The 23125-nt window shown below is 56.7% G+C and carries 15 protein-coding genes; 13 read left to right on the top strand and 2 right to left on the bottom strand.

Annotated elements, in window-relative coordinates; translation table 11 throughout:
* Positions 1-2 precede the first annotated feature (2 nt).
* The 8 genes from SH139x_RS28350 to SH139x_RS28385 all read left to right on the top strand — a co-directional run bounded on the left by SH139x_RS28350 (position 3) and on the right by SH139x_RS28385 (position 16152).
* The gene (locus SH139x_RS28350; protein WP_488353080.1) at positions 3-2750 is read left to right on the top strand and encodes an amidohydrolase family protein; all 2748 of its coding nucleotides are present in this window, start codon (positions 3-5) and stop codon (positions 2748-2750) included.
* Positions 2751-3965 (top strand): amidohydrolase family protein, encoded by a 1215-nt coding sequence (locus SH139x_RS28355; protein ID WP_488353081.1) that lies wholly within the window; start codon positions 2751-2753, stop codon positions 3963-3965.
* Positions 3966-5318 carry an amidohydrolase family protein gene (locus tag SH139x_RS28360; RefSeq protein ID WP_488353082.1) on the top strand — a complete coding sequence of 451 codons (1353 nt, stop codon included), beginning with the start codon at positions 3966-3968 and terminating at the stop codon, positions 5316-5318.
* Positions 5315-8032, top strand: coding sequence for an amidohydrolase family protein (locus tag SH139x_RS28365; protein ID WP_488353083.1), 2718 nt, complete (start codon positions 5315-5317; stop codon positions 8030-8032). Before SH139x_RS28360 ends, SH139x_RS28365 begins: the two co-directional genes overlap by 4 nt.
* Positions 8029-9345 (top strand): amidohydrolase family protein, encoded by a 1317-nt coding sequence (locus SH139x_RS28370; protein ID WP_488353084.1) that lies wholly within the window; start codon positions 8029-8031, stop codon positions 9343-9345. Before SH139x_RS28365 ends, SH139x_RS28370 begins: the two co-directional genes overlap by 4 nt.
* Positions 9346-9436: 91 nt before the next feature.
* Positions 9437-10789, top strand: a complete 1353-nt coding sequence (locus tag SH139x_RS28375) for an amidohydrolase family protein (protein WP_488353085.1) — start codon at positions 9437-9439, stop codon at positions 10787-10789.
* Positions 10779-12233 (top strand): amidohydrolase family protein, encoded by a 1455-nt coding sequence (locus tag SH139x_RS28380; protein WP_488353086.1) that lies wholly within the window; start codon positions 10779-10781, stop codon positions 12231-12233. Before SH139x_RS28375 ends, SH139x_RS28380 begins: the two co-directional genes overlap by 11 nt.
* A 142-nt stretch (positions 12234-12375) precedes the next feature.
* Entirely contained in the window at positions 12376-16152 is a 3777-nt protein-coding gene (locus tag SH139x_RS28385; RefSeq protein WP_488353087.1) for a S41 family peptidase, read from the top strand.
* Between the two features lie 21 nt (positions 16153-16173).
* On the opposite strand, the gene SH139x_RS28390 is transcribed toward SH139x_RS28385, so the two are convergent.
* Both SH139x_RS28390 and SH139x_RS28395 read right to left on the bottom strand, forming a co-directional pair.
* Positions 16174-16998 (bottom strand): ABC transporter permease, encoded by an 825-nt coding sequence (locus tag SH139x_RS28390; protein ID WP_488353088.1) that lies wholly within the window; start codon positions 16996-16998, stop codon positions 16174-16176.
* 7 nt (positions 16999-17005) lie between these two features.
* Positions 17006-17965, bottom strand: coding sequence for an ATP-binding cassette domain-containing protein (locus SH139x_RS28395; RefSeq protein WP_488353089.1), 960 nt, complete (start codon positions 17963-17965; stop codon positions 17006-17008).
* Between the two features lie 72 nt (positions 17966-18037).
* Here SH139x_RS28395 and SH139x_RS28400 point away from each other — a divergent pair, with 72 nt between their 5' ends.
* The 5 genes from SH139x_RS28400 (at position 18038) to SH139x_RS28420 (ending at position 23067) form a co-directional block, all read left to right on the top strand.
* On the top strand, positions 18038-18592 hold the full coding sequence (locus SH139x_RS28400) for an NUDIX hydrolase (protein ID WP_488353090.1): 555 nt from the start codon (positions 18038-18040) through the stop codon (positions 18590-18592).
* Positions 18593-18678: 86 nt separating this feature from the next.
* Positions 18679-19185: an SsrA-binding protein SmpB gene (gene smpB, locus SH139x_RS28405; protein ID WP_488353091.1), complete on the top strand. Its 507-nt coding sequence runs from the start codon at positions 18679-18681 to the stop codon at positions 19183-19185.
* A 32-nt stretch (positions 19186-19217) separates the two neighbouring features.
* Complete coding sequence (locus tag SH139x_RS28410) at positions 19218-19910, top strand: ABC transporter ATP-binding protein (RefSeq protein ID WP_488353092.1); 693 nt, start codon at positions 19218-19220, stop codon at positions 19908-19910.
* Positions 19907-21322 carry an ABC transporter permease gene (locus tag SH139x_RS28415; RefSeq protein WP_488353093.1) on the top strand — a complete coding sequence of 472 codons (1416 nt, stop codon included), beginning with the start codon at positions 19907-19909 and terminating at the stop codon, positions 21320-21322. Before SH139x_RS28410 ends, SH139x_RS28415 begins: the two co-directional genes overlap by 4 nt.
* A 266-nt stretch (positions 21323-21588) precedes the next feature.
* The gene (locus SH139x_RS28420; RefSeq protein ID WP_488353094.1) at positions 21589-23067 is read left to right on the top strand and encodes a hypothetical protein; all 1479 of its coding nucleotides are present in this window, start codon (positions 21589-21591) and stop codon (positions 23065-23067) included.
* Positions 23068-23125: the final 58 nt, after the last annotated feature.

Here is a 23125-nt window from a genome sequence, read left to right on the forward strand (position 1 = left end):
TGATGAGCATACACCGTAATACGGCTTGGAATATGGCAATCGCTCTCCGCCAACTTTGTTTTCTTGCACTGGCCTCAATCTTTTGCACCAGTCCCGCGTGGTGGCTGCAAAGCGGTTTCGCTGAAGATGCAGAAGATAAGGTGGTGGAACTTCCCGTCATCGCACTCAGAGGTGGCCGCGTCGTCACATTGTCCGACGCCGGACAACTTGACGCAGCGACGGTGATCATTCGCGGCGACAAGATCGAAGCGGTCGGCACGGACCTGGAAATCCCCGAGGGAGCCCGCATCATCGACGTCGCCGGGGCTGTCGTCTCTCCAGGTCTGATCGATCTCCGCAGTAAACTTTGGATGACCGGCCAAGCGGCTGGGGATACCGGCTCGACCGCCGCCATGAACGCGATCGATGGTGTTGATCCGTTCAATCGTGACTGGCGAGAAGTCGCCCGCCAAGGTGTCACGGCTGTCTATTTACAGCCAGCGGCCAGCGGCACGCTGGGCGGTTATGGCGTGCTGCTGCGAGTTGCCGAAGGAGATGGCTCGGTCGATTCCTTGGTGATCGAATCGACCGCCGGCTTTCAATCGTCGCTCGGGGTCAGCTCCGGAAGCGTCTCTTCCAAAGCCCGCTTGGCTGAATTCAATGGCCTGAAAAAACGCTTGGAAGAGGCCAAGTCGTACAAAGAAGCGTGGGAAAAGTACCGCGAATACGAAGCCGAACAAGCCAAGCAGAAAGCCACAAAAGACAACGGGAAGAAAGAGAAAGGAAAAGAAGGAAAGGACAGCGATCCTGCGAAAGATAAGCCAGCCGAGAAGCCTGAGAAGTCGGACGCTGATACTGACAAAGCAGAGCAACCGCGGACTGGTGGGCGTCGCATTAGCGGCCGAGGCGGAGTTCGTCGGGGTGGCGTCGCGGGAACTCCGGACAAGCCCGAGCAACCAGCTGAAGAAGACAAGAAATCGGATGATGACAAGAAGCCTGCTGACAAGAATAGCGACGACAAGAAAGAGGCACCGAAAAAGCCCAAGTTCGAGCAGCTGAAGGAAAATTTGATCCAGGTGCTGGCGGGAGAGGTGCCGCTACGACTCGAGGTGCACCGGGGCGATGATCTTCGCAGAGCCCTTGAGATCGCCAAGGAGTTTAAGATCTCATTGGTGCTGGACGGCTTGAGCGACATCGGCAGTGCCGGGGATGCCCTGCTTGAGACAGGATTACCCATCGTCCTTGGGCCTTGGTCGGACGACGCGCGGGCTAGCTATCAATCGGTGGAACGCGTTGCGAATTGGAGCGAGCAATTTGCCGACTATCCCGGTCGCTTGGCGATCGCCAGCTTTGCCTCCAGCGGACGGGCATCCAAAGCTTTGAGATTTGATGCGGCTCAAGCGATTGCGGCTGGCTTTGATCACCAGCGCGTGTTAGCGGCGATCACTTCGGTACCGGCCGAGTTGGTCGGAGCGGGGGACCGATTGGGTAAGATCAAGGCTGGTTATCAGGCTGACTTGGCCGTCTTCGCGGGTGAACCGCTCGATCCCACCACGCGGGTGCTGTTCACTATTTCAGCTGGCGAAGTCGTTTATGAAGCCGGCCAAGCCACTACGAGTGCAGCAAGTGAAGAACCGGCAGCAACCGCACTTAAGATTGTCGCGGAACACCCGCTACCGGCGGCATTGCCAACAACGTACGGCATCCGTAGCCAGCGAATCTTACAAGCGGACGGCCAATTTGCAGCCGGTTATGTCACGATCAGCGATGGCAAAATCACGGCCAGCGAAGTCAGCGAGACCAATCCCGAAGGGCTGACCATTTATGATCTGGGCGAGGCGGTGCTGACCCCCGGTTTGGTTTCCGCCCACGCGCTATTGACGCCTTCGAGTTTAAGTGATGAACAGAACGTGGTTGACTCGGCGGCGGTGCGAGCTGCCGATGTGTATGATCCGCGCGCGGCGGCCGTGAAGCGGTTAATTGCTGGCGGTTTCTTACGCGTCGGTCACGCTCCGGCAGACCAGCGAGTGATGGCGGGTCCCTTAGCCGAAGTCCGACTCGGCGCGACTGAGCCGGTGATTACCAAAGTGATCGCCGAAAAGATCGTACTCAGCGGTGGAGCCCGCAGTCGTGAGCGATTCCCGGCGAGCTTGGCTGGCCAGCAACAATTGGTGCGGCAGTCGATTGCTGTTGGCGGAGAACCGCTGCCTTTGTTTTTACCTGCGGCCGCGTTAGCCGTCTTCGATCAAGCTCGCAGCTCGCGCAGCGAGTCGCTGTCCTCAGGTGCTCGTCCAACATTGATGCAGGTTGAGACTGAGGGTGAAATCATCGCCGCAATGAAGCTGGTGAAAGAACTTGGCCTGCAAGCAACGCTGCTGGGCCCCGACGATTTACAAGCCACGAAGGATGCTTTGGCCGCCGCAGGAATTGGCGTGTTGGTGCGGCCAATGCGAACGGTCGACTTCGATTGGTACGCGACTGATTTGGCAGAAGCAGCCGGTGCGGGAGTGCCGCTCGGTTTTGCCGGCACCGACCCTCTGGAGATCCGCCGCACCGCTGCTGCTTTGGTGCAAGCGGGTGTGCCCACCGCCACGGCGCTGCAAGGTTTAACCACGACTGGTGCGGCTCTGGTCGGGATGCAGCCTGGGGCCGGTAAACTGGTCGCGGGCGAACACGCTGATATTGTGATCTGGAGTGCCTCACCGCTGCAACTGGCTGCTCGCCCACTGGCGGTGATTATCGATGGTAAGCTCGCGCAAACGGAAGACTGAATGAACACCCTTGTGTCACGAATGCTGGCGATTTGCCTCGCGACTGCGGTCGTCACTCAATATTTAACTCCGACCGCAAAGGCGGTCGAGGCGGTTCTGATTCGCGCGCAGTACATGCACACGATGTCAGGCGAGCCGCTGGAGAATGTAGAGGTCCTGGTCCGTGACGGCCGCATCGTCGGAATCGGGGAAACGATCCGGCCGCAGGGCACGTTCCAAGTCCTAGAAGTGCACACCCTAATGCCCGGTCTCGTCGATGCCTACAGCAGCCTCGGTTTGCGTGGAGGAGACAGCGAATCGACGCGTGAGGTCACCCCCGAATTCGACACGGCCACGACCATTGATTGGCGGTCACGCGACTTCAGTGAAGCGATTCAAAGCGGGATCACGACCGCCAATATCATGCCTGGTACCGACAACGTGATCGCCGGTTTTGCCTGTTTGGCAAAGACAGCCGGTAGTGACTTTTCGCTCGATGCGGACAACAGCCGATTGGTGAAGACTCGAACCGGTTTGGCGATGGCAATCTGCTCGGACCCGACCAGCGGAAACCGTTCGCGAAGTCGTCCCGATAGCATCTATGTGCGGCAACCTACCAACCGCATGGGAGTGGTGTGGATCGTTCGCAGTCGGTTGCAGCAAGCTGCCAAAGCGATCGCCGCCGGAGGTGGTTTAGATGACACAACCACGCGGTTTAGCGAGATGCTGACGGGTGAAATGAAAGCCTTCGGGATCAGCCGCACTTCGTACGATATTGAGACGTTAATTACACTCGGTGACGAGTTCGGCTTTGCACCGATTCTGTTCGGTGGGCACGAGGCCTACAAGACGATCGACTTGTTGGTCGAACGGCAAACCCCCGTGGTGTATACAGCCAGCCCGGCCGAAGCCACCGTGGGTGAAGAGCGGACCGATTTGTTTTGGAACACGCCGGGCAAATTGGATGCCGCCGGTGTCTCGGTCACGTTGGCGGGTGGTGATTTACTGAACCGCGCCCGGTTTGCCAAACGTTTTGGGATGGATGCGGATTCAGCTCTGGCGGCGATCACCTCGCGGCCGGCAGAATTATTGGGAGTCGGTAACCGGCTGGGCCGCATTGCGGCTGAGTACGATGCTGATTTAATCGCTTTGAATGGCCCTCCGCTTGAGTTTACAAGCAACATCGAGTGGGTAATGGTGGATGGTCAGGTACTAAATTCGGATGACGGCGAATAGATGAAACGATTGATCTGTTTATTGACTCTCGTGCCTCTGGCGATCGCCATCCTGTGCTCGGCGGAATCGCCCGCACAGGCAGCTGGTCCACTGGCGATCAAAGCTGGCAAACTCATTCCGATTGCTGGCGATCCGATCGAGAATGCGGTCGTGTTGATTCGGGACGGCAAGATCGTCGCGGTCGGTGCGGACGTGGAGATACCGCTCGAAGCGACCGTGATCGATGCCAGCGGGATGGTAGTGATGCCCGGCTTTGTCGACCCTCATAACCCCGACGGGATGAGCCAAGCCAACGAGCGCAACACCAACGTGCCGTTTCTCTCAGCGGTCGATTCGATCGACCCGGTGCTGAGCTACTTCGAGGATTGTCGTCGCAATGGGATCACCACCACCGCGGTCGTGCCCGGCAACTCCACGATGATCGGCGGGCGGGGCGCCATCCTCAAGTCGGCCGGCTCCTACGTCGATGACATGCTGTTGCGACGCGAAGCCGGACTGAAGATTTCGCTCGCCCCAGTCGGTGGCAGCCGGATGAGCCATCTGGCCCGCCTGCGTCGCGAACTCGACAAAGCGAAACGCTCTTTAGAAGATGATTCGACCAAAGAGGATGCCAGCGCCTCCGAACCGGTGAATGATAAAGCAGCTGACGATGAGTCCACCGATAAAGATGACGAGAAAGCCGACGACCAGAAAGATAAAGAAGCTGACTCGGAAGATAAAGGTCAGCCTAGCGAGGAAGATACCGACGAAGGGCTGAAGGTCTTGCAGCAAGCACTCAAGGGAGAGCTGCCAGTCTTCATCTACTGCGCTGAGGCGATGGATGTTGGCCACGCGTTGCGACTAGCCGAGCAGTACAATTTGGATCCCATCTTTGTGCTCGGACGCGATTGCTATCAAGCAGCCAAGATGTTGAAAGAGTTGACGCGGCCGGTGATCCTCGATCCCACGCTAGTCTATTGGGAAACCGATCCCTTGACTCGCACCGACAGCCAAGTCGTGGTGCCGAAGAAAATGATGGAAGCGGGCGTGCCGTTCGTCTTTCAAACCACCACCAGCACTCGCCAAACCGTCGGCAGCGGCTTTCTGTGGTACCAAGCGGCTACCTGCGTGAAGTACGGCATGTCCGTCAAAGATGCCCTGCATGCCATGACGCTGGGCCCAGCCAAACTGTTAGGTGTGGAACAATTTGTGGGTTCCATCGAACCGGGCAAAGATGCAGACCTTGTGATCCTCACCGGCGACCCGTTGGCTGTCGATTCCTGGGTCGATCAGACGCTCGTGAATGGCGAAGTCGTTTACAAGCGGAGTGAAGATCAAAAGCTGAAACGCTTGCTAGAGGAACCCGCCGAGTGAACCGTCAACACAATATGATGATACGATCCATTTGCTCCGGCGGAGCGCTCACGCGACGGTGGCTGAACTGTTGTTTGTTGGTTGCACTGTGTGCATTGCCAGCCGCCGCGGATGACGTTTACTTTGCCGACCAAATTTGGACCGGCGAAGGGGAGCCAATCAGAAACGCCGCCATGGTCGTTTCTGGTGGCAAGATCGTCGCCGTCGGACCGCGCGGTGAAGTTGAAATTCCCAGCGGAGCGGTACGACACGAACTGGGGTCGGCACAGCTGGTCCCCGGGATCGTCGCTTCGCAGACTACAATCGCCGAAAACGGGCGTGACGAAGAAGAGTCGGTGACACCATACATTCGTGCGGTCGATGGCTTTGATTTCTTCGGTGAATACGACTCTTTGCTCGCAGCCGGAGTCACCACCGCACAACTTTCACCTGGCAGCCAGCGGATTATGCCGGGCCAAGGTGCGGTCATCAAACTGGCCGGCGACGACCCCGTCGCGCGGACCCTCAACGAACAAGAAAGCTTGCGAGTGATTTTAACTCAAGCTGCTTTCAATCCGCCGCGAATTTACGAACCACCGGTTGGAGCCGTTTCGGTCGATCGACCTTTCGAAGTGACTCGCCCCCAATTGGCCAGCAACTTGGGTGACGCGATCGCCGGGCTGCGAGCACTTTTGCAAGCTCGTCAGGCCCCAGAAGCTAGCGATGATCTGATTCTCAGCGCGATTGACGAGACAGTCACCAGTGGGCGTAAGGTTCGCATGACTGTGCGCACGGCCGCTGAAATTATCGCCGCTAAAAGCCTGGCCGAAGAGTTCGAACTGCCGTTAATTCTCATCGGCCTCGACGAACTGAGCCCTGTTGCCACTGCGGTCGCTTGGGCCGATCCGCGTATTCATGGTCTGATTTTGGAAACGGGTGCTGGGCTAGATCGCCTGAGCAACCTGCCGATTCCAGGGCCCAACTCGGAACAACAACTTGAGCCTTGGCAGCGACTGGAACTGCTCGCTCAACAGGGAGTCTTGGAAAAGGTTGCCCTCACCGCCGACGATGGTGATTGGGCCGATATCTGGTTTTCCGCGGGACGTTTATTGGCGGCGGAAATCAGCCACGGCGAGCTGCTCAAGATGCTAACAGCCACGCCGGCCAAGATGATGGATGTCAACGAGCGAGTTGGTACGTTGAGCGTCGGTAAAGATGCTGATTTTGTAATTCTCTCGGGCCGCCCCTTCGATGTGGCTTCGCGAGTGACTGCGACCTATGTCGATGGCAAACAAGTTTACGACTACCAGACTGCTGACGAAACGAAAGTCATTCGGGGAGCAACGGTATATACTCCAAGCGGACCGCTGGCGGATGCCTCGATAACCGTGCGAGGGACGAAGATTCGCGGCGTTGGGAGCAGTGTTTCCTTTCCGGCCGATGCGGAAATCAATGAGTTTCCCGGCGCCGTGATCGTACCCGGTTTTATCGATTTACAAACTCAAGTCGGCGTCGGCGGTGGCTTTTCCGATCGCGTTAGCCTGGGTGACAAGTTTGGTCCCTTGCTAGTCTCCGATGATGCCTCGATCGCCATGGCTCGGCAAGGTGGAATCACCACCGGTTTACTGAGTTCGACGAGCCTTCCCAGCCCGGTGCTGGCCTTCAAGTTGGCTGACCAACCGCGAGTCTTGGCCGATCCCGTTGCGATTCGCTATGCGATTTCCGGGAACCTGACCACCGAAGGAGCAAAGCTTCGCTCCACATTCAAAGTGGGCAAAGCCTACGTCGACAGCTGGAAAAAGTATGATGCCGAGTTCGCCGAGTATGAAAAGAAGTTAGCCGCTTACGAACAGGCCAAAGCCAAGTATGACGCGGCCGTTGCCGAGCGCGAAAAGAAAGCTGCTGAAGCTAAGAAAGCAGAAGAAGCTAAGAAAGATGGCGATGCCGACAAAGACGCCGAGAAAGATGGTGAGGCCAAGTCCTCAGGGGATGCTAAACCTGCGGCGGAAACGAAGGAAGATAAGGACTCGAATCCGGCAAATGAGGCTGACAAGAAATCTGCTGCTGACTCCAAGGACGACAAGAATGATGACTCCAAGGAACAGGCGGAAGAAAAGTTAGTCGCTCCCGAGAAGCCAGCCGAACCCAAGAAACCTTCCACCAATGCCGGCCTGGAACCTTATAAGCCATTATTCGCTGGTGAGATCGCCGCGATCGTGGAGGTCGACAGTGGCAAATCGCTGGAGCTGGCCGTCGAGGTGTTCGTCGATGAGTATAAGATTCGCACGGTGCTGGCCGCATCTGGAACGGCTGATCGGGAAGCCGAGTTGTTGGCCGATAAACCGCTCGCCTCAGTCGTACTGACGCCGCCCCTAATGCGGCAGGAGCAAGGGCAAACCATTAATGTTGCCGAACGATTTATTTCCGCCGGTGCCGCGGTGACGATCGCCAGCGGTGCGGGGACGGGGGCCAAGAATATGCCCACCGCGGTAGCCTACGCGGTCTATCGTGGGTTAGGTCAAGGCGATGCGTTGGCAGCGCTCACCACGGTTCCAGCCAAGGTGACTAAGTTGACAGCTTTGGGGTCGATTGCTCCCGCCAAGGACGCCGATCTAGTTGTGCTCAGCGGCCCTCCTTTCCAAGCCGATAGCCGGGTGCTGGCCGTGATGATTGACGGTCAATGGGTTTACCGAGCAGACGATCAGCAAGTTAGTAATCAGGATTCAAACGAATGATCAAACAGATAACTGGCCGCGCCGCGAATCATTGTTGGCGTCGCTCGCTGTTCGCTGCCGGAGTGCTGAACTTGCTGGCGCTGCTGGCATTATTAACGTTGCCTGCCGGGGCACAAGAGCCAAGTTCGGCCAGCGACGCGGCGGCAGCAAAGCCCCGTTTGGCAGTACAGGTTGGCAAAATTTTGACATGTGCTGGCGAGCCAATTGTCGGTGGCACCATTCTAATTTCCGACGGCAAGATTGAAGCGATCGGTCCGACCGCGGAGATTACGGTTCCCGACGGTTACCAAGTGATTGATCACACATCCTCATTCGCCATGCCGGGCTTGATCGAGGCCCACAGCCACGTCGGTGGCTCAGGTGACTTGAATGAAATGGTTTATCAAACCAATCCCGAACTGCGGAACTGGGATCAGATCATCCCGCACAACGACCAGTTAAAGGTTGCCATCGCCGGTGGAGTCACCACGATCTGTTACATCCCCGGCAGTGGCACCAACATGGGCGGCTGGGGAACGTTAATGAAAACGGGACCAGGCACCCCCGAAGATGTGATTATTCGCGCCCCGGGCGTGCTAAAAATTGCTCAATCGGGTAACCCGGAACGGCGGGACGGCGAAGTTGGATCAGGCCGGATGGGGATGAACCATGTGATTCGCCAGCAACTGATGGAAGGTCGCTTGTATGTTCAACAATGGGATGCTTGGGAGCGTGGTGATCTGAAGGAAAAGCCGGAAGTCAATTTGCGGCTGGAGTACTTCAAGCCGCTGTTCCGCCGCGAAATCCCCGTCGTCGTGCACACGCAAGCGTATCAGGTTGTGCAATCGACGCTGCGAATCTTGCATGATGAAATGAACCTCCGCGTGGTGATCGATCACGGCACATTCGATAGCTATAAAATCTCCGAAGAGATTATCAAACGTGAGATCCCCGTGATGGCCGGGCCCCGTGGTTTTCGCTATGAGCCCGAGGATGGCCAGATCAAGGGCGTGGTGGCGGAATTCTACAAACGGGGTGTTGCCGTTTTGGGCGTGAACACCGACGCACCGGTGATTCCGCAAGAAGAGCTGTTTTTCCAAGCCGCCATGGCGGTTCGCTACGGATGGAATGAAGCAGATGCCATCCGCGGCGTGACCATCGAAGCGGCCAAAGCGTTGATGATTGACGATCGCGTCGGCTCTTTGGAAGTTGGCAAGGATGCGGACATCGTGATCACGACGGGCTCGATCATCGACCCCCGGAACTACGTCACTGAAGTGTTCATCGATGGAACCAGCGTGTACGACATTCGCAAAGACCGTCGCCGTTTTTAAGTTGCCAGACCGAGCTTTGCCCAACCGAGCCGAGATAGCCCCGCGAAGGCGGAACCTCCGAATGAACAGCTTAGCACCGAAAGCCCAATTCATGTCCCAACCAAGCAGGTTGTTAGCCGACAGGTTGATCTCCAACAGCATGGTGGTCGCTAGCTGTTTGCTGGCCGCCATCCTCCTGATGCCCGAGCAAAGCGCTGCGCAAGCGGTTGTCGCGCTGCGTGGTGCGACCATCGAGACGGGAACGTCAGCGGGTCAAATAGCGGGGGGCACAATCATCGTGCGTGACGGTCGGATCGAAGCGGTTGGCACCGATCTGGACATTCCCGTGACGGCTCAAGTTGTCGATCTCCACGGCAAAACAATCATGCCCGGCATCGTCGACCCTTATTTTGTTATCCAAGTCGGCCAAGAAGAATCGCAGCCCGCTTTCCGTGAAGTGACTTTCGGCGGTCGCACGTTCCGCATTCCGATTTCACCCGCTGCCGCTCCCACCTCGTTCACACGAATTGTCGATGGCTTTGATCCCCGCAGTCGTGCCTGGTGGGACGCCACGCGTTCCGGTATCACGACCGCTCACCTGGTCGCGGAAGGCGTTGGGGAATCGGTGATCGGACTGATTCAACCCGACAATCCAGAAGACATCATTACGGATGCGGAAGGACAGTTATTCATCGCGCTGACTAATCAATCGAGCAGTTTGCAAGTTTTGCGTAAAGGATTGGCTGATCCCAACGCGAAGGGTGGCGGTTCAAGCGGCAGCTCGAGCGCCGAGCGGATGGCTCAGATGCGAGCGAGAATGGGGCGGGGCGGACGCCCAGCTGGCCCACCAACCACGGCTTCGCCCACTTCCAGCTCAAGCCGTTCGAGCAGCAGTTCGGCCAACAAGTCACCCGAGGACAAACTATGGGACGCGGTGCGAACCGGCAAGCAGCCGATTTTTGTTAATGTTAACAACGCTTCCTCAATCCTCTATCTGGCCGGCGCCGTGAAAGAGGCCGAGCAGACCAAGGTGGTGCTCGTCGCCAGTGGGGACGATCTCTATCGCACGCTCAGCTCGCTGGACGGGAAAAAATACACCGTGGTGATGCCGCCTCGCATCGATCTTATCCCCAACAGCCAAGATCGCATCAACGTGGCGAACATGTTGCAAGCCGAGAAGATCAAGGTGGCCTTCTCCCTGTCACTCAATCAAGGCGACTTTCGCAGCTCGCAAGATTCGCCGCTCTTCCCCGTCGCCATGCTGGTCCGTTCCGGCTTGGACCGCCAGACGGCGATTCGCGGCTTAACCAGCCTGCCAGCCGAATTGCTCGGTCTGGAGAAGGAAGTGGGAAGTATCGAAAAGGGACGGCGGGCTAACTTTGTGGTCTTCGACGAAGATCCTTTTTCCGCGACCGCCAACATTGTCCAGGTCTTAGTGGATGGGAGACCGATCTATGAAAACTAAATTTCAATTGTTGCTGTTGCTCTTTATCGGATGCCACCTGGTCAGCCCGGCCATGGCTGATGACGACAAATCCAAAGCAGCCGAGTCCAAGGACAAAAAGTCCAAGGTTACGGCGATTGTCGGCGGAGATATCCACACGGTCAGCCGCGAAGTTATTCGTTCCGGCACGATCTTGATTGAAGATGGCAAGATCACCGCAGTTGGACAACAGGTGAAAGTCCCCGAGGGAGCTACGGTGATCGATGCCAGCGGCATGCGCATCGCCCCGGGAATGGTGGCGATCGAAATGTCGGGCGTCGGTATCGGTAGCGCAGGAGGCAGCAATAAAGCAGCCGATGTGTTGGATCCCTTCGACCGCAACATCAAACTATCCCTGGCCGTCGGGATCACTACCGGCTGCAGCCAAGTTGGTGGCGGTGGTGGCGGACGTGGCCGCCGGCGCGACCCCAGCGAGACGTTCCTCGGTCTGGAACCCGAAGTCAATCAATTGTTGGCGCAGGTTGACCAGGCCGAACTGGACTACGGCGTGGCGGAATCACTCTGCCCCTGCTGCGGACTGCCGATTTTACCTGCCGACCCGATCACCGATCCCAAACCACGAGACATCGCAACCAGCGGCAACGTGGTGCTCAAGATGAGTTTCGGGGAACTCGATGGCATGCTGGTTTCGGAAGAAGTGTTCTACGACCTTTCCTCTGGTTCTTTGACTGGCAGCTTGAATCGTCATACCTGGCGAGGACAAATTGCCAAAGCTCGCAAATATTTGGCAGACCAAGCCGCTCACGAGGAAGCGACGCGCGCTGGTAAAAAGCAAAGCCCGCCCCGGAAATCGGTTCCCGATAGCTTGCTGAAACTAGTGCAAGGCAAAATCCGTTTGCGAATTGCCGCCGCGTCGGCCAGCGAGATTCGCGAGATGGTCGCGCTAGCGGAGGAACTCGATTACAAGTTGGCTTTGACCGATGTGGTTGAAGGCTGGTTGGTCGGCGATCTGCTGGCCGAATATGATGTAATGGTCACCTTCGCGCCCCGCAATCGCCGCCGAGCCCGCTTGGGCGAGGAAGAGACGACGGGCAGTTGGATTGAGCAGTCGCGGGTGTTGCAAAATTCGGGGGTCTCCTTCGCGTTGACAACTCTCAGCAACTCAATCAGCTTGGGTGGACTCGCAGGACGCGATTTGACCAGTTTACCGCTCGAAGGAGCCTTCGCCGTTCGTGGCGGGTGCAGCGAAGCCGAAGCTTTGGAGGCACTCACCTTAACGCCAGCGAAAATGCTGGGGCTCGACGATAGAATTGGTTCGATCGATGTTGGCAAAGATGCCGACTTGCTGATCATGGACGGAGCACCGTTGGACTACCGCACTTACGTCAAGACGGCGATCGTCAACGGCCGAATCGTTTACGAACGTGAAATTGATCGCGTCCTACCTGTGTTTGAACGCGAGTAGTTTTTTTAGATTGTCGCGACGTCCCTATGACACAATCACTTGCCGATTGTTTCTTGCCACCACCCTTGCGATGGTGGTCAAGAATCGATCGGCTTGTCGCATTTTTAACAGCCTGTATTCACTTCCAGCCGTGACCTTCCTGATGCCCAGAAACAAATCACTCCGCTCATTCGCGTCGCTGCTCACTGCAAAAATCTGTCGCAGCTCGCTGACGACCAGCATGCTGCTAGCGTTGGCTATCTCGCAGACAGGGTCACCCTGCCAAGCCGACACGACCCCAGCCGCCGGCATGTTGCGATATCCAGACGTCAGCAAGTCTGAAATCGTCTTTAGCTACGCCGGCAACTTGTGGACGGTGCCGAGAACTGGCGGGGTGGCAACTCCGCTTGCCAGCGCCAATGGCATGGAGTCGTTTCCCAAATTTAATGCCGCGGGAGACCGTATCGCTTTTGTCGGAAATTATGACGGCGGAACTGATCTTTATGTGATGCCTTCGGTCGGTGGGGTAGCCCAGCGAATGACCTACCATTCAGCCGGCGAGACACTCTGTGATTGGACTCCCGATGAAGCGTTGCTGTTCAGCAGCAATGGCCTGGCTGGACTTGGCCGGATGACTCAGCTGTTCACCGTTTCTGGAGAGCAACCATTACCCAATCGCTTGGCCGTACCCTATGGGTCGAACGGTGCTATCAGCCCCGACGGCAAGTGGCTGGCATACACCCCTTACAGTCGCGACACGCGAACCTGGAAGCGATACCGCGGTGGCATGGCATCCGACATTTGGATGCTCAACCTGGAGACTGGTCGCAGCCAACAAGTGACCACTTGGGAAGGGACCGATACGTTGCCCATGTGGCATGGGCAGGCAATCTACTATCTCTCCGATGATGGTCCCCAACATCGCTTGAACATCTGGATGTATGACACCAACGGCGGGGCGCGCAAGCAGATCACCAAGTACGCCGACTATGATGTCAAATGGCCTTCGATCGGCCCAGGTCCCGACGGAGACGGCGAGATCGTTCTGCAACACGGCGCGGAACTGGTGCTGCTCGATCTCAAGACCGAGACGACGACCGCAGTGGAAGTGCGGATTCCCGGCGATCGACCGAAACTGCGACCGCAAATTATTGACGCGGCGGAATATGTCAGCTCCGCCTCGATCTCGCCCAGCGGGAAACGCATCGCCGTCGAAGCGCGAGGTGACATCTGGACTGCCCCCGCTAAAAATGGCACGCCTCGGAATTTAACTGGCACGCCGGGCATCGCCGAACGTTATCCGGCTTGGAGTCCCGATAAACGCTGGATCGCCTACTTCTCCGATGCCACCGGCGAATATGAACTAACCATCAAACAAAGCGACGGGCGTGGAGAAACACGGCGGTTGACTGATAACGGCAGCCACTGGCGTTATTCGCCCAATTGGTCCCCCGACTCGAAGCACCTGGCCTTTACCGACAAGACCGGCGCGTTGCTGCTGCATACGATCGAAGGAGGAAAGACGACGGAGATCAGCGTCAATCCATCGGGTGATCAACCTAATTACAGCTGGTCTCATGATTCCAACTATATCGCTTACACAAAGAGCAAAGACGACTACTCCATCAGTAGCTCGATTTGGATTTACAACTTGACCGACGGCAGTAACCAACAGCTTACGCAAGGTTATTTCAACGAATCCAATCCCACCTTCGATGCCAAGGGTGACTTTCTCTATTTTCAATCCAATCGCAATTTCAATGGTCCCAAATACGAAGACTTGGGCACCAGCTTTATCTACACCGATACCAGCGTGATGCTGGCGCTGCCGCTGCGAGCCGACGTGGCGAACCCTTTGTTGCCGAAGATCGACGAAGTCACTTGGGATGAAGCTGACGCAGACGAGAAAGACGATGCAGACAAAGACAATGCAGACAAAGACAATGCAGACAAAGATGGGGAAGCTCAAGATGAAGATCAGGATGCAGCGGAAGAAGGTTCCGCGGACCCGATCTCGGGCACATGGACATTTTCTTTCGCTTCGGACTTGATCCCCAGCGCCATGCGGACTGCCACTTTTGTGCTGAGCCTGGGTGATAACGGAGAAGTGACCGGCGTGGTCAAAACGCCCGATGGAGAGCTCAACATCCAAGCGGGGCGATACGACGCGGCGACAAAGCAGTTCAGCTGCGAGGTGCAATCCCCGGCTGGTGCAGCCACGTTGCAAGGTACGATCGAGGGAAACAAGTTAACCGGCAAATTGCAAATCAAAGCTTTAGGAATTGACGCACCCTTGGAAGGAACGCGTGAGGGAGTCAGCTCTGAAGAAGAGACCAAAGCCGATGACGAAGCGGGTAAGAGCAAAGATGACAAGAAAGCAGAGCCGTTTTCGATCGACTTTGAAGATGCCGACGCACGGGTCCTGCCCTTGCCGATCGAGCCGGGACAATTTGGTGGCATGGCGGTCAACTCGAAAGGACATTTGATTTACTCCCGCCGTGGCAATAACGGGCCGCCATCGATCAAGATATTCGAGATCACCGCGGACGATCCCAAGGAAAAGGATGTCCTCGGCGGGGCAGGCAGCTTTCAGCTCTCAGCCGACGGCAAACAATTGTTAGTGCGAACGGGAAGTGGTTTCTACATTGTTTCCGCCGCAGCCGGGCAAAGTTTGAAAGATAAAGTCAGCACCGACGCGATGCGAGTCTCGATCGATCCGCGAGCTGAATGGAAGCAGATTTTCACCGATGCCTGGCGAATGCAACGCGACTTCTTCTATGATCCGACGATGCACGGCGTCGATTGGGTGGCCGTGCGACAGCAATACGAAAAACTGCTGGACGACGCCACCAGTCGCAGTGACGTGGGCTTTATCATCGGCGAGATGATTTCCGAGCTGAACGTCGGTCATGCCTACTATCGCGGTGTCCGTGATGGCGAGCCAGGCCCCGACGCCAACGTCGGTTTACTAGGTTGCCGCTTCGAAGCGGCCGAGGGTGCATACCGAATCGCCGAACTGTACCAGGGCGGCCCTTGGGATACGGACGCGCGCAACCCGTTGGTTACCAGTGGTGTGAAAGTCGGCCAATTTATTCTCGATGTGGATGGCCGACCGTTGACCGCTGACCAAAATCCTTACGCCGTGTTTGAAGGCTTGGAAGGGCAACTCGTTTCCTTAACCATCAGCGACGATGCCAAGCTGGACGATGAGGACAAGAAAGTGGCTGTCAAGCTGCTGGGCAACGACAGCAACCTCCGCTTTCGCGCCTGGATTGAACAAAATCGACAACATGTGGCAGATAAATCGGGCGGTCGAATTGGCTACATTTACGTGGTCAACACGGGCGTACCGGGGCAGAATGACTTGGTTCGCCAGTTCTCCGCCCAACTTGGTAAAGACGCGTTGATCATCGACGATCGCTGGAACGGGGGAGGGCAGATTCCAACTCGCTTTATCGAGCTTTTGAATCGCCCCACCACCAATTACTGGGCGCGACGCGATGGACGTGATTGGCGCTGGCCCCCCGATTCGCATCAAGGGCCAAAGTGCATGCTGATCAACGGGCTGGCCGGCAGCGGTGGTGACATGTTCCCCGCCCTGTTTCGACAAAACAACTTAGGCAAGCTGATCGGTCGCCGCACTTGGGGCGGCCTGGTGGGAATCACCGGTGGCCCCGCCTTAATCGATGGCGCCAGCGTGACCGCACCCTCGTTTGCTTACTACGAAACCGACGGAACCTGGGGCATCGAAGGCCATGGTGTCGATCCCGATATCGAAGTCATCGATGACCCCGCATTGATGCTCGACGGTGGCGATCCGCAGTTGGATGCCGCGATTAAGCACCTGCTGGAAGAACTGGATACGAAAGCAGCCACGCCTCCCGCCCGCCCGGCATATCCAAATCGTGCCGAGATGGGAATTCCGGAAGAAGATCGGTAAGCAACTATCACTTGGCCCTGTTTAGATTTTTCGGCTGCGGACCCGCAGCCCATACAGGGCGAAGGAAAAGCAGCAGGCAAATAACAAGCCTGCTGAGATGACGCCGATCAACAGCGTATTAATATTCCATCCTTCGTTCATCAGCGATCGCATCGCAGCTAGCACGTAGGAGATTGGATTGAGCGCGGCCGCGTAACGAATCCAACCGGTCAATTGATCGCTGGGGACGAAGGTGGAAGTCAAAAAGGTCAAAGGAAAGAAGAGAAAGCTGGCTCCACCGGTGGCCGATGAACTGCCCGTCATCAAGGCAATGCCGACTGTCAAACCGGAAAACCCCACCCCTAGAACGACACCAAGTAACATCGTGGGGACAAAGCCCAAAATGCCGGTCGCGGGACGTAAGCCCAGCAACACTCCGACGGAAAATATCACGCTCACTTGCAAGGCCACGATCAGTGCGTTGGCCAACATCGGACCGAGCAGCAAAGCGGCTCGGTTAACCGGTGTCAGCGCCAGTTTGTTGAAATAGCCACTGCTGATATCTGTCACGATTGTTTGGCCGGCAATCGACGATCCACCCAAGGCGGCGCTGACGATCGACAACGGCAGGATAAATCCCAAGTAGCTATGACCGACTGGCAGAAACTGCCCCGAGACACCACTCAGCTGGGCGTCATAGATCAACAAGAAAAAAGCGCTGATCAACAGCGGCGGAATAATAATACCGGGGATGCGAAAGTTTACGATCAAAGCTCGCCGCATCAACATTAAAGTTTGCGGCAGCAAGGCGGCAAAACCTTGGCGACGCGTAAATTCTCCCGCTGCAATCATCGGTTCGTTTCTCATGGTGGATCTATTCCTGCTGATAACGATGGCCGGTGACACGCAGGAAAACGTCGTCGAGCGTCGGTTGTGATAACGTCAATTGCCGGGGATGCACATCAACCGTGTCCAGCTTTCGCACCACGGCGGCGACGGCCGCCGCAGCATTTCGCAAATACAAACGCAATGTCAATTGATCGGACTGGAGACGGTCGATCCCCAGCTCATCGCGAGACGCGGTTAATAATTGCTCGGCAGCCCGCACGTCTTGCTCAGCGGCAAAATCCAAGTTGATGGAATCGCCCCCCATCTCAGCCTTCAGACCGCTCGGCGTGCCCGAGATGGCAATCTGTCCTTGATTGATAATTGCCACCCGTCCGGCCAGCGCATCGGCCTCTTCTAAATATTGCGTGGTGAGAAAGATCGTCATCCCAAATTGGCTGTTGAGCCGCCGAATTTCATCCCAAATATCGCGCCGGCTGGCTGGATCGAGCCCGGTTGTCGGTTCATCGAGAAACAAAATTTGCGGCTGGTGCACCAACGCCATCGCTAAATCTAAACGTCGCCGCATCCCACCGCTATACTTACCCACGCGGCGTTCGATGGCATCGGTTAGTTGCACCAGTTCAATCAACTCCATCGCCCGTTGCTGAGCTTGGCGACGATTCATGCCGAATAGACGCGCATGTAAACTGAGCAGCTCCAAGGAGGTCATCAGCGGGTCCAAGCCGATTTCCTGCAGGGCAACCCCGGCAATTTGGCGAACGGCCCGCGCTTCGGTAGCCACATCAAAGCCGCCGACGCTGGCCGAACCGGCAGAGGGACGAAGCAACGTTGTCAAAATCGCCACGGTGGTGCTTTTGCCGGCCCCATTGGGACCCAAAAACCCAAAAATCTCCCCCGGCTCGACCTGGAACGAGATTTGTTCAACAGCCGTCACGTCGTCGAAACGCTTCGATAAATTTTCGACAATGATCCCGTCGTGTGGCACCGCGTCGGCTCCGCTAGGATGCTGGTTGAGAATAGAAATTTGGCGGCTGGTTGTGTTAACTTTAGGCGGATAATGAACTTTGAAAAACCACTACCCGAAGCGTTTCGTTTTTGCCCCCGCTGCGCGACCGAAGCAGAACCCATCGGGGCTGTCCCCTTTCGCTGTGATCAATGTGGCTTTGTTTTCTTTTTTGGGCCGGTGACGGCGGTGGGCGTGATCGTGCGAGATCGCAATCAGCAAGTTTTGTTGATAGAGCGAGCACGCGAGCCGGGCAAAGGCCAGTATGGTTTGCCAGGAGGATTTGTCGATCGTGGCGAAACGGCTGAACAAGCGCTCCGCCGCGAATTGCAAGAGGAAGTGGGGCTGGAAGTAACCGAAGTCAACTACTTGATGTCGCTGCCGAACCAATATACGTACCAAGGTTTGACCGCCGCGGTGCTGGACCTGTTTTTTATCAGCCAAATCGATTCCTTTGAAGCCATCGAAGCGGACTCGCGGGAAGTCGCCGGCTATTGGACCGGAATCCCCGGCGACGAGCAATTGAGTCAGATGGCTTTCGACTCCAATCGGCTGGCTTTGCTGAAATATCTCTCCACCCACAATAATGATCGCGAACCATTTCAGTGATTCTTTCGTTAACTCCCCTGTGGGCTGATTGCGTTCTCACTTAGATTCTATCCAGATGTATACCCAGTGGCCCACACGTACGTTTCATGGCTAAGAACAAAAACAAAAAAGCCGGCTCCGGTGGCAAGAAGGACAAAGGCCCCAGCGTCCAGATGATTTCCGAGAACCGGAAAGCCAAGTTTCGTTACGAAATTTTGGATTCGGTGGAATGCGGTTTGGCACTGAAAGGCAGCGAGGTCAAATCGTTGCGTGATGGCAAGCTATCGCTTGACGAAGCCTACATTCGCATTCAGTCCAACGAACTGTGGCTGATTGGGGCTGACATTGCACACTACAATAATGCCGGTTTATGGAATCACGACCCACGCAGGCCGCGGAAGCTGTTGGTTCATCAGGCGGAGTTTAGCAAGTTCGCCCAGCGGGCCCACGAGCGGGGCCTGACGCTCGTTCCCCTGCGGATGTATTTCAACAATCGGGGCTTGGCGAAATGCGTGATGGGACTGGTCAAAGGCAAGAAACTGCACGATAAACGCGAGACGATTAAGAAACGAGATACCGAACGTGGCCTGCAACGGGCCATGCGCTCACGCTAACCCCGCCGCTGTTAATAACCCCACCGCTGTCAATGCTCTCCCTGCAGAACGTCGTCAAAACATTTCCCCAGCCGGGCGGTGGTCGCCTGACTGTGCTCGATATTCCATCCTTGGAATTATCAGCCGGGGAGCAAGTTGCCTTGATTGGACGCTCGGGTGGCGGCAAGACAACGTTGCTGCACACGATCGCCGGGATTACCGTCGCCGACTCTGGCAGCATCATCGTCGACGGGCTCGACTTGAGTGGGCTCAGCGAAGCGGGCCGCGATCGTTTTCGCGCATCGCGAATTGGTTATGTGTTCCAAACGTTTAACCTCTTGGCGGGCTTTACGGCGTTTGAGAATGTGCGGTTGGGGATGAGCTTCGCCTCGGGCAAACATGACAGCGAACGAGCTCGCCGCTTGCTGGATCGCGTTGGCTTGGGAGATCGCTTGCATTACCGCCCCAGTCAATTATCGGTTGGCCAACAGCAACGCGTGGCGATCGCCCGGGCGTTGGCGGGCGGCCCGCGCTTGCTGCTGGCCGACGAACCAACGGCCAACGTCGACCCGGGCAACCAGCAAGCGATCATTGATTTGATTCGTGAAACTTGCGACGACGAAGCGATCACTCTGCTGCTGGTAACTCACACGCAAGTCGTCTCCGATCAGTTCTCTCGCATCGAAGATCTGGAGCAGATCAATCGCATCTTCAGCAACCCAGCAGTCACGGAGAATTTGCCATGAGCCTGTTTCAAATCGCTTGGCGAAACATGCGTCAGCGGGGACTCTCCTCGGCGTTAACACTGATCTCCTTGGCGTTGGGAATCGCGTTGACGGTGTTGGTGTTGGCAATTTATGGCATTATCGATGACGCTTTTCGCCGCAATTCGACCGTCGGTTACAACTTGATCGTGGGTGCCAAAGGCAGCCCGCTGCAGTTGACGCTCAATACGGTTTACTACTTGAGTCAACCGATCGAAACGATTCCTTACGATGAATATCTCGAGTACTTGCCGCAGGACGAACGGGCTCGCCAAGCACACATTTATAATGGTCTGGAGCGAGTCGACATTCAGCGCGACGGTAAATTCGCACCATACATGATGGGTGGCTTCGCGATTCCGGTCGCGCTCGGTGATTACTACGGCGAGTTTCGCGTCGTGGCCACCACGCCTGATTTCTTTGACCAGCTCAAACATGGCCCCAACGTCGATCAAGATTTCACTTTCAAGGAGGGCCGCAATTTCCGCTCCGACGATCCCGAGCACGGTCCCTATGAAGCGGTCATCGGGGCTCGCGTGGCGGCAGAAATGAAAGCCGGCTTGGGTGATAAGATTGACCCCTCGCACGGCGACCCTGACGGACATGGGCATGGCGTCGAGTTCGTCATCGTGGGCATCCTCGAATCGACCGGTACTCCCAATGATCGCGCGGCGTTCGTGAATATCGAAGGATTCTATTTGATGGAGGGTCACGCGCGGGTCATCGAAGCGGATGAACCAGCCATCGGTGATCAGCAAGTCTTGGCGAATGCGGAGGACGACGCGGAAGATAGCACTGAATACTCGGCTGACGACTTTGAAAAATTAGGCTACGAGCCGTTGCCAATTGCCCGCCGCGACTTGACGGCGATCTTGTTGCGAGCCGACGGAATTTTCGCAGCGAGAATGCAGAAAACGATCAGCAAACAAGTGCGGACACAAGCCGCCGCACCGGTCGGCGAGATTACCAATCTAATGTCGATCATCGTCGGGCCGTTGCTGCAGGCATTGCTGGGCATCACGGTGATCACCTGCGTGGTCGCCGCCGTGGGAATTTTAGTCAGCATTTATAATTCGATGAGTGATCGCAAGCGGGACATTGCCGTGATGCGAGCGCTCGGCGCGCGACGCGACACGGTGCTGGCGATCATCCTCTGCGAAAGCTTGTTGATCGCCGTCGGGGGGGCCGTATTGGGCTGGGTCCTCGCCCATCTGGGAGTTTACGCGGCTGGCCCAATTATTGAGGAGAAGACGGGCGTCCAAGTGGGGCTATTCACAGTCAGTCCGGCTGAACTTTGGGTCGTCCCACTTGTGCTTGGCCTAGCAGCCCTGGCCGGACTGTTGCCCGCCTTTGTTGGCTATCGCACAGATGTGGCGAAAAACTTAAACCCTTAACTGTAGAAGTTCGCCCACTCCCAGCACGCTGCGGGAATTCCAGCGCAGATTGGCTGGAGTCTGCCGATTTTGACGGCCACCGCGGCATCCTGGCGGCCGCTTTAATCGACAAGATTGGCCAAATCACTTCACCTCAGGGTCTACCGTCACGTATGATGAGGAAAGATAGCCCTTACCAACTATCCCATTCACTTTCGCGATCATTCGTTATGCCCTCCTTTGTTCAACTTCGCAGGTTTGCTCGTTCACCACGAACGAACCTGTTCATGGTTTCCCTGTTAAGCCTGGCGGTGCTGTGGGGCGGTTTCCCCGCGACGGCCTGCCCATTCTGCACGTCGATTCGCCAAACACTGCGGGAAGAGATGGCAGCGATGGATGCCGTGGTGATTGCCGAGGCAACTGCGGACAGCATTCGTGACGAGGAAACCGGCGAAGTGCCGTTGCGAGTTGTCTCCGTGCTCAAAGGTGGCGAGTTTATTGAACCGGGCGCGATCATTCGCACGGTCTATTATGGCGGCGTGGACGCGGGCCGGCGATTCATGCTCAGCGGCGTCGAGCCCAAAGCATTGCTGTGGTCTTCGCCGCTGCCGGTCGACAGTCGCTCCGAAGAGTATCTCAGTAAGGTCATGCAGCTGCCCGCCGAAGACATCGTGCGATTGCGGTTCTTCCAACAGTACTTGGAAGACGAGTCCAGCATGCTCGCCGCCGATGCTTATGATGAGTTCGCCAGCACACCGTTTGAGTCCATCAAGAAGCTCAAAGATGAGATGGACCACGACCAATTGGTGGCTTGGATTAAAGATCCCGAGATGACCATCAACCGCCGTCGACTTTACCTGGTGATGCTCAGCGTTTGCGGAACCGAGGACGACGTGGCGATGCTGGAAGCAATGCTGCGCAGCACCCAGCCGGCAGATCGCAAGGGACTCGATTCGCTCGTCTCCTGCTATTTGACCCTCGCCGGTCGCGACGGCTTGGCAACGGTCGAAGAGCTATTCCTGGCAAACAAACAAGCTCCCTACGCAGATACCTTTGCGGCCATCCTGGCGATTCGCTTCCAAGGATCTGAGGCCGATGTGATCCCTCGCTCTGATTTGCTGAAGACGCTGCACAGCGTACTGGAACGCCCCGACCTGGCCGACCTCGTGATCCCCGATTTGGCGCGCTGGAGCGACTGGACACAAATCGACCGTCTCGTGCAACTCTTTAAAGAAGCCGATGCCGATACCAACTGGATCCGTGTGCCGGTCGTCAACTACATGCGAGCCTGCCCCTTGCCGGCAGCCAAAGAAGCGATTGAGAAGTTCAAGGAAATCGACCCCGACGCGGTCAAGCGGGCCAACACGTTCTTCTCCGAACCAGTGGTGCCCGACAGCAAAGTTGGCGAGACCTCGCAATACATGCCCCCAAATCAGGGACCCGCAAGCCAGGCGACCTCGTTTGCGAAAATTGCCCAAGTGTCCACCCCGGTTGCTGGCCAAACACTTGCAAGTGCGAACCCACCTCCAATAGCGAAAAGCGTTCGAAATCAGGCTCCCGCAAATGACCTAGCGGCCAACTCCTTGGCTAGCGACAACGCATTTGTGAATGCGAACTCACTCGTCGGGTTAGCCGGACCGAACCGCTGGCGGTTACTCTCCGTAGTTGGCACAGCGGGGCTGACGTTTTTGATCATGGGTTTTCTCGTAATCAGCGGCGGTCCCCAACCACGCCCCGAAATGGTGCCGGTGAAAGTTCGCCGTTAGCAGGAAAGTCGCCGATCGCGGCAGCAAAGCGGAATTTTGTGAACTTACCGGTCACCTC

Source organism: Kothea flammea (assembly GCF_052161645.1).
In the GTDB taxonomy this organism is placed as follows: Bacteria; Planctomycetota; Planctomycetia; order Pirellulales; family Pirellulaceae; genus Laterigemmans.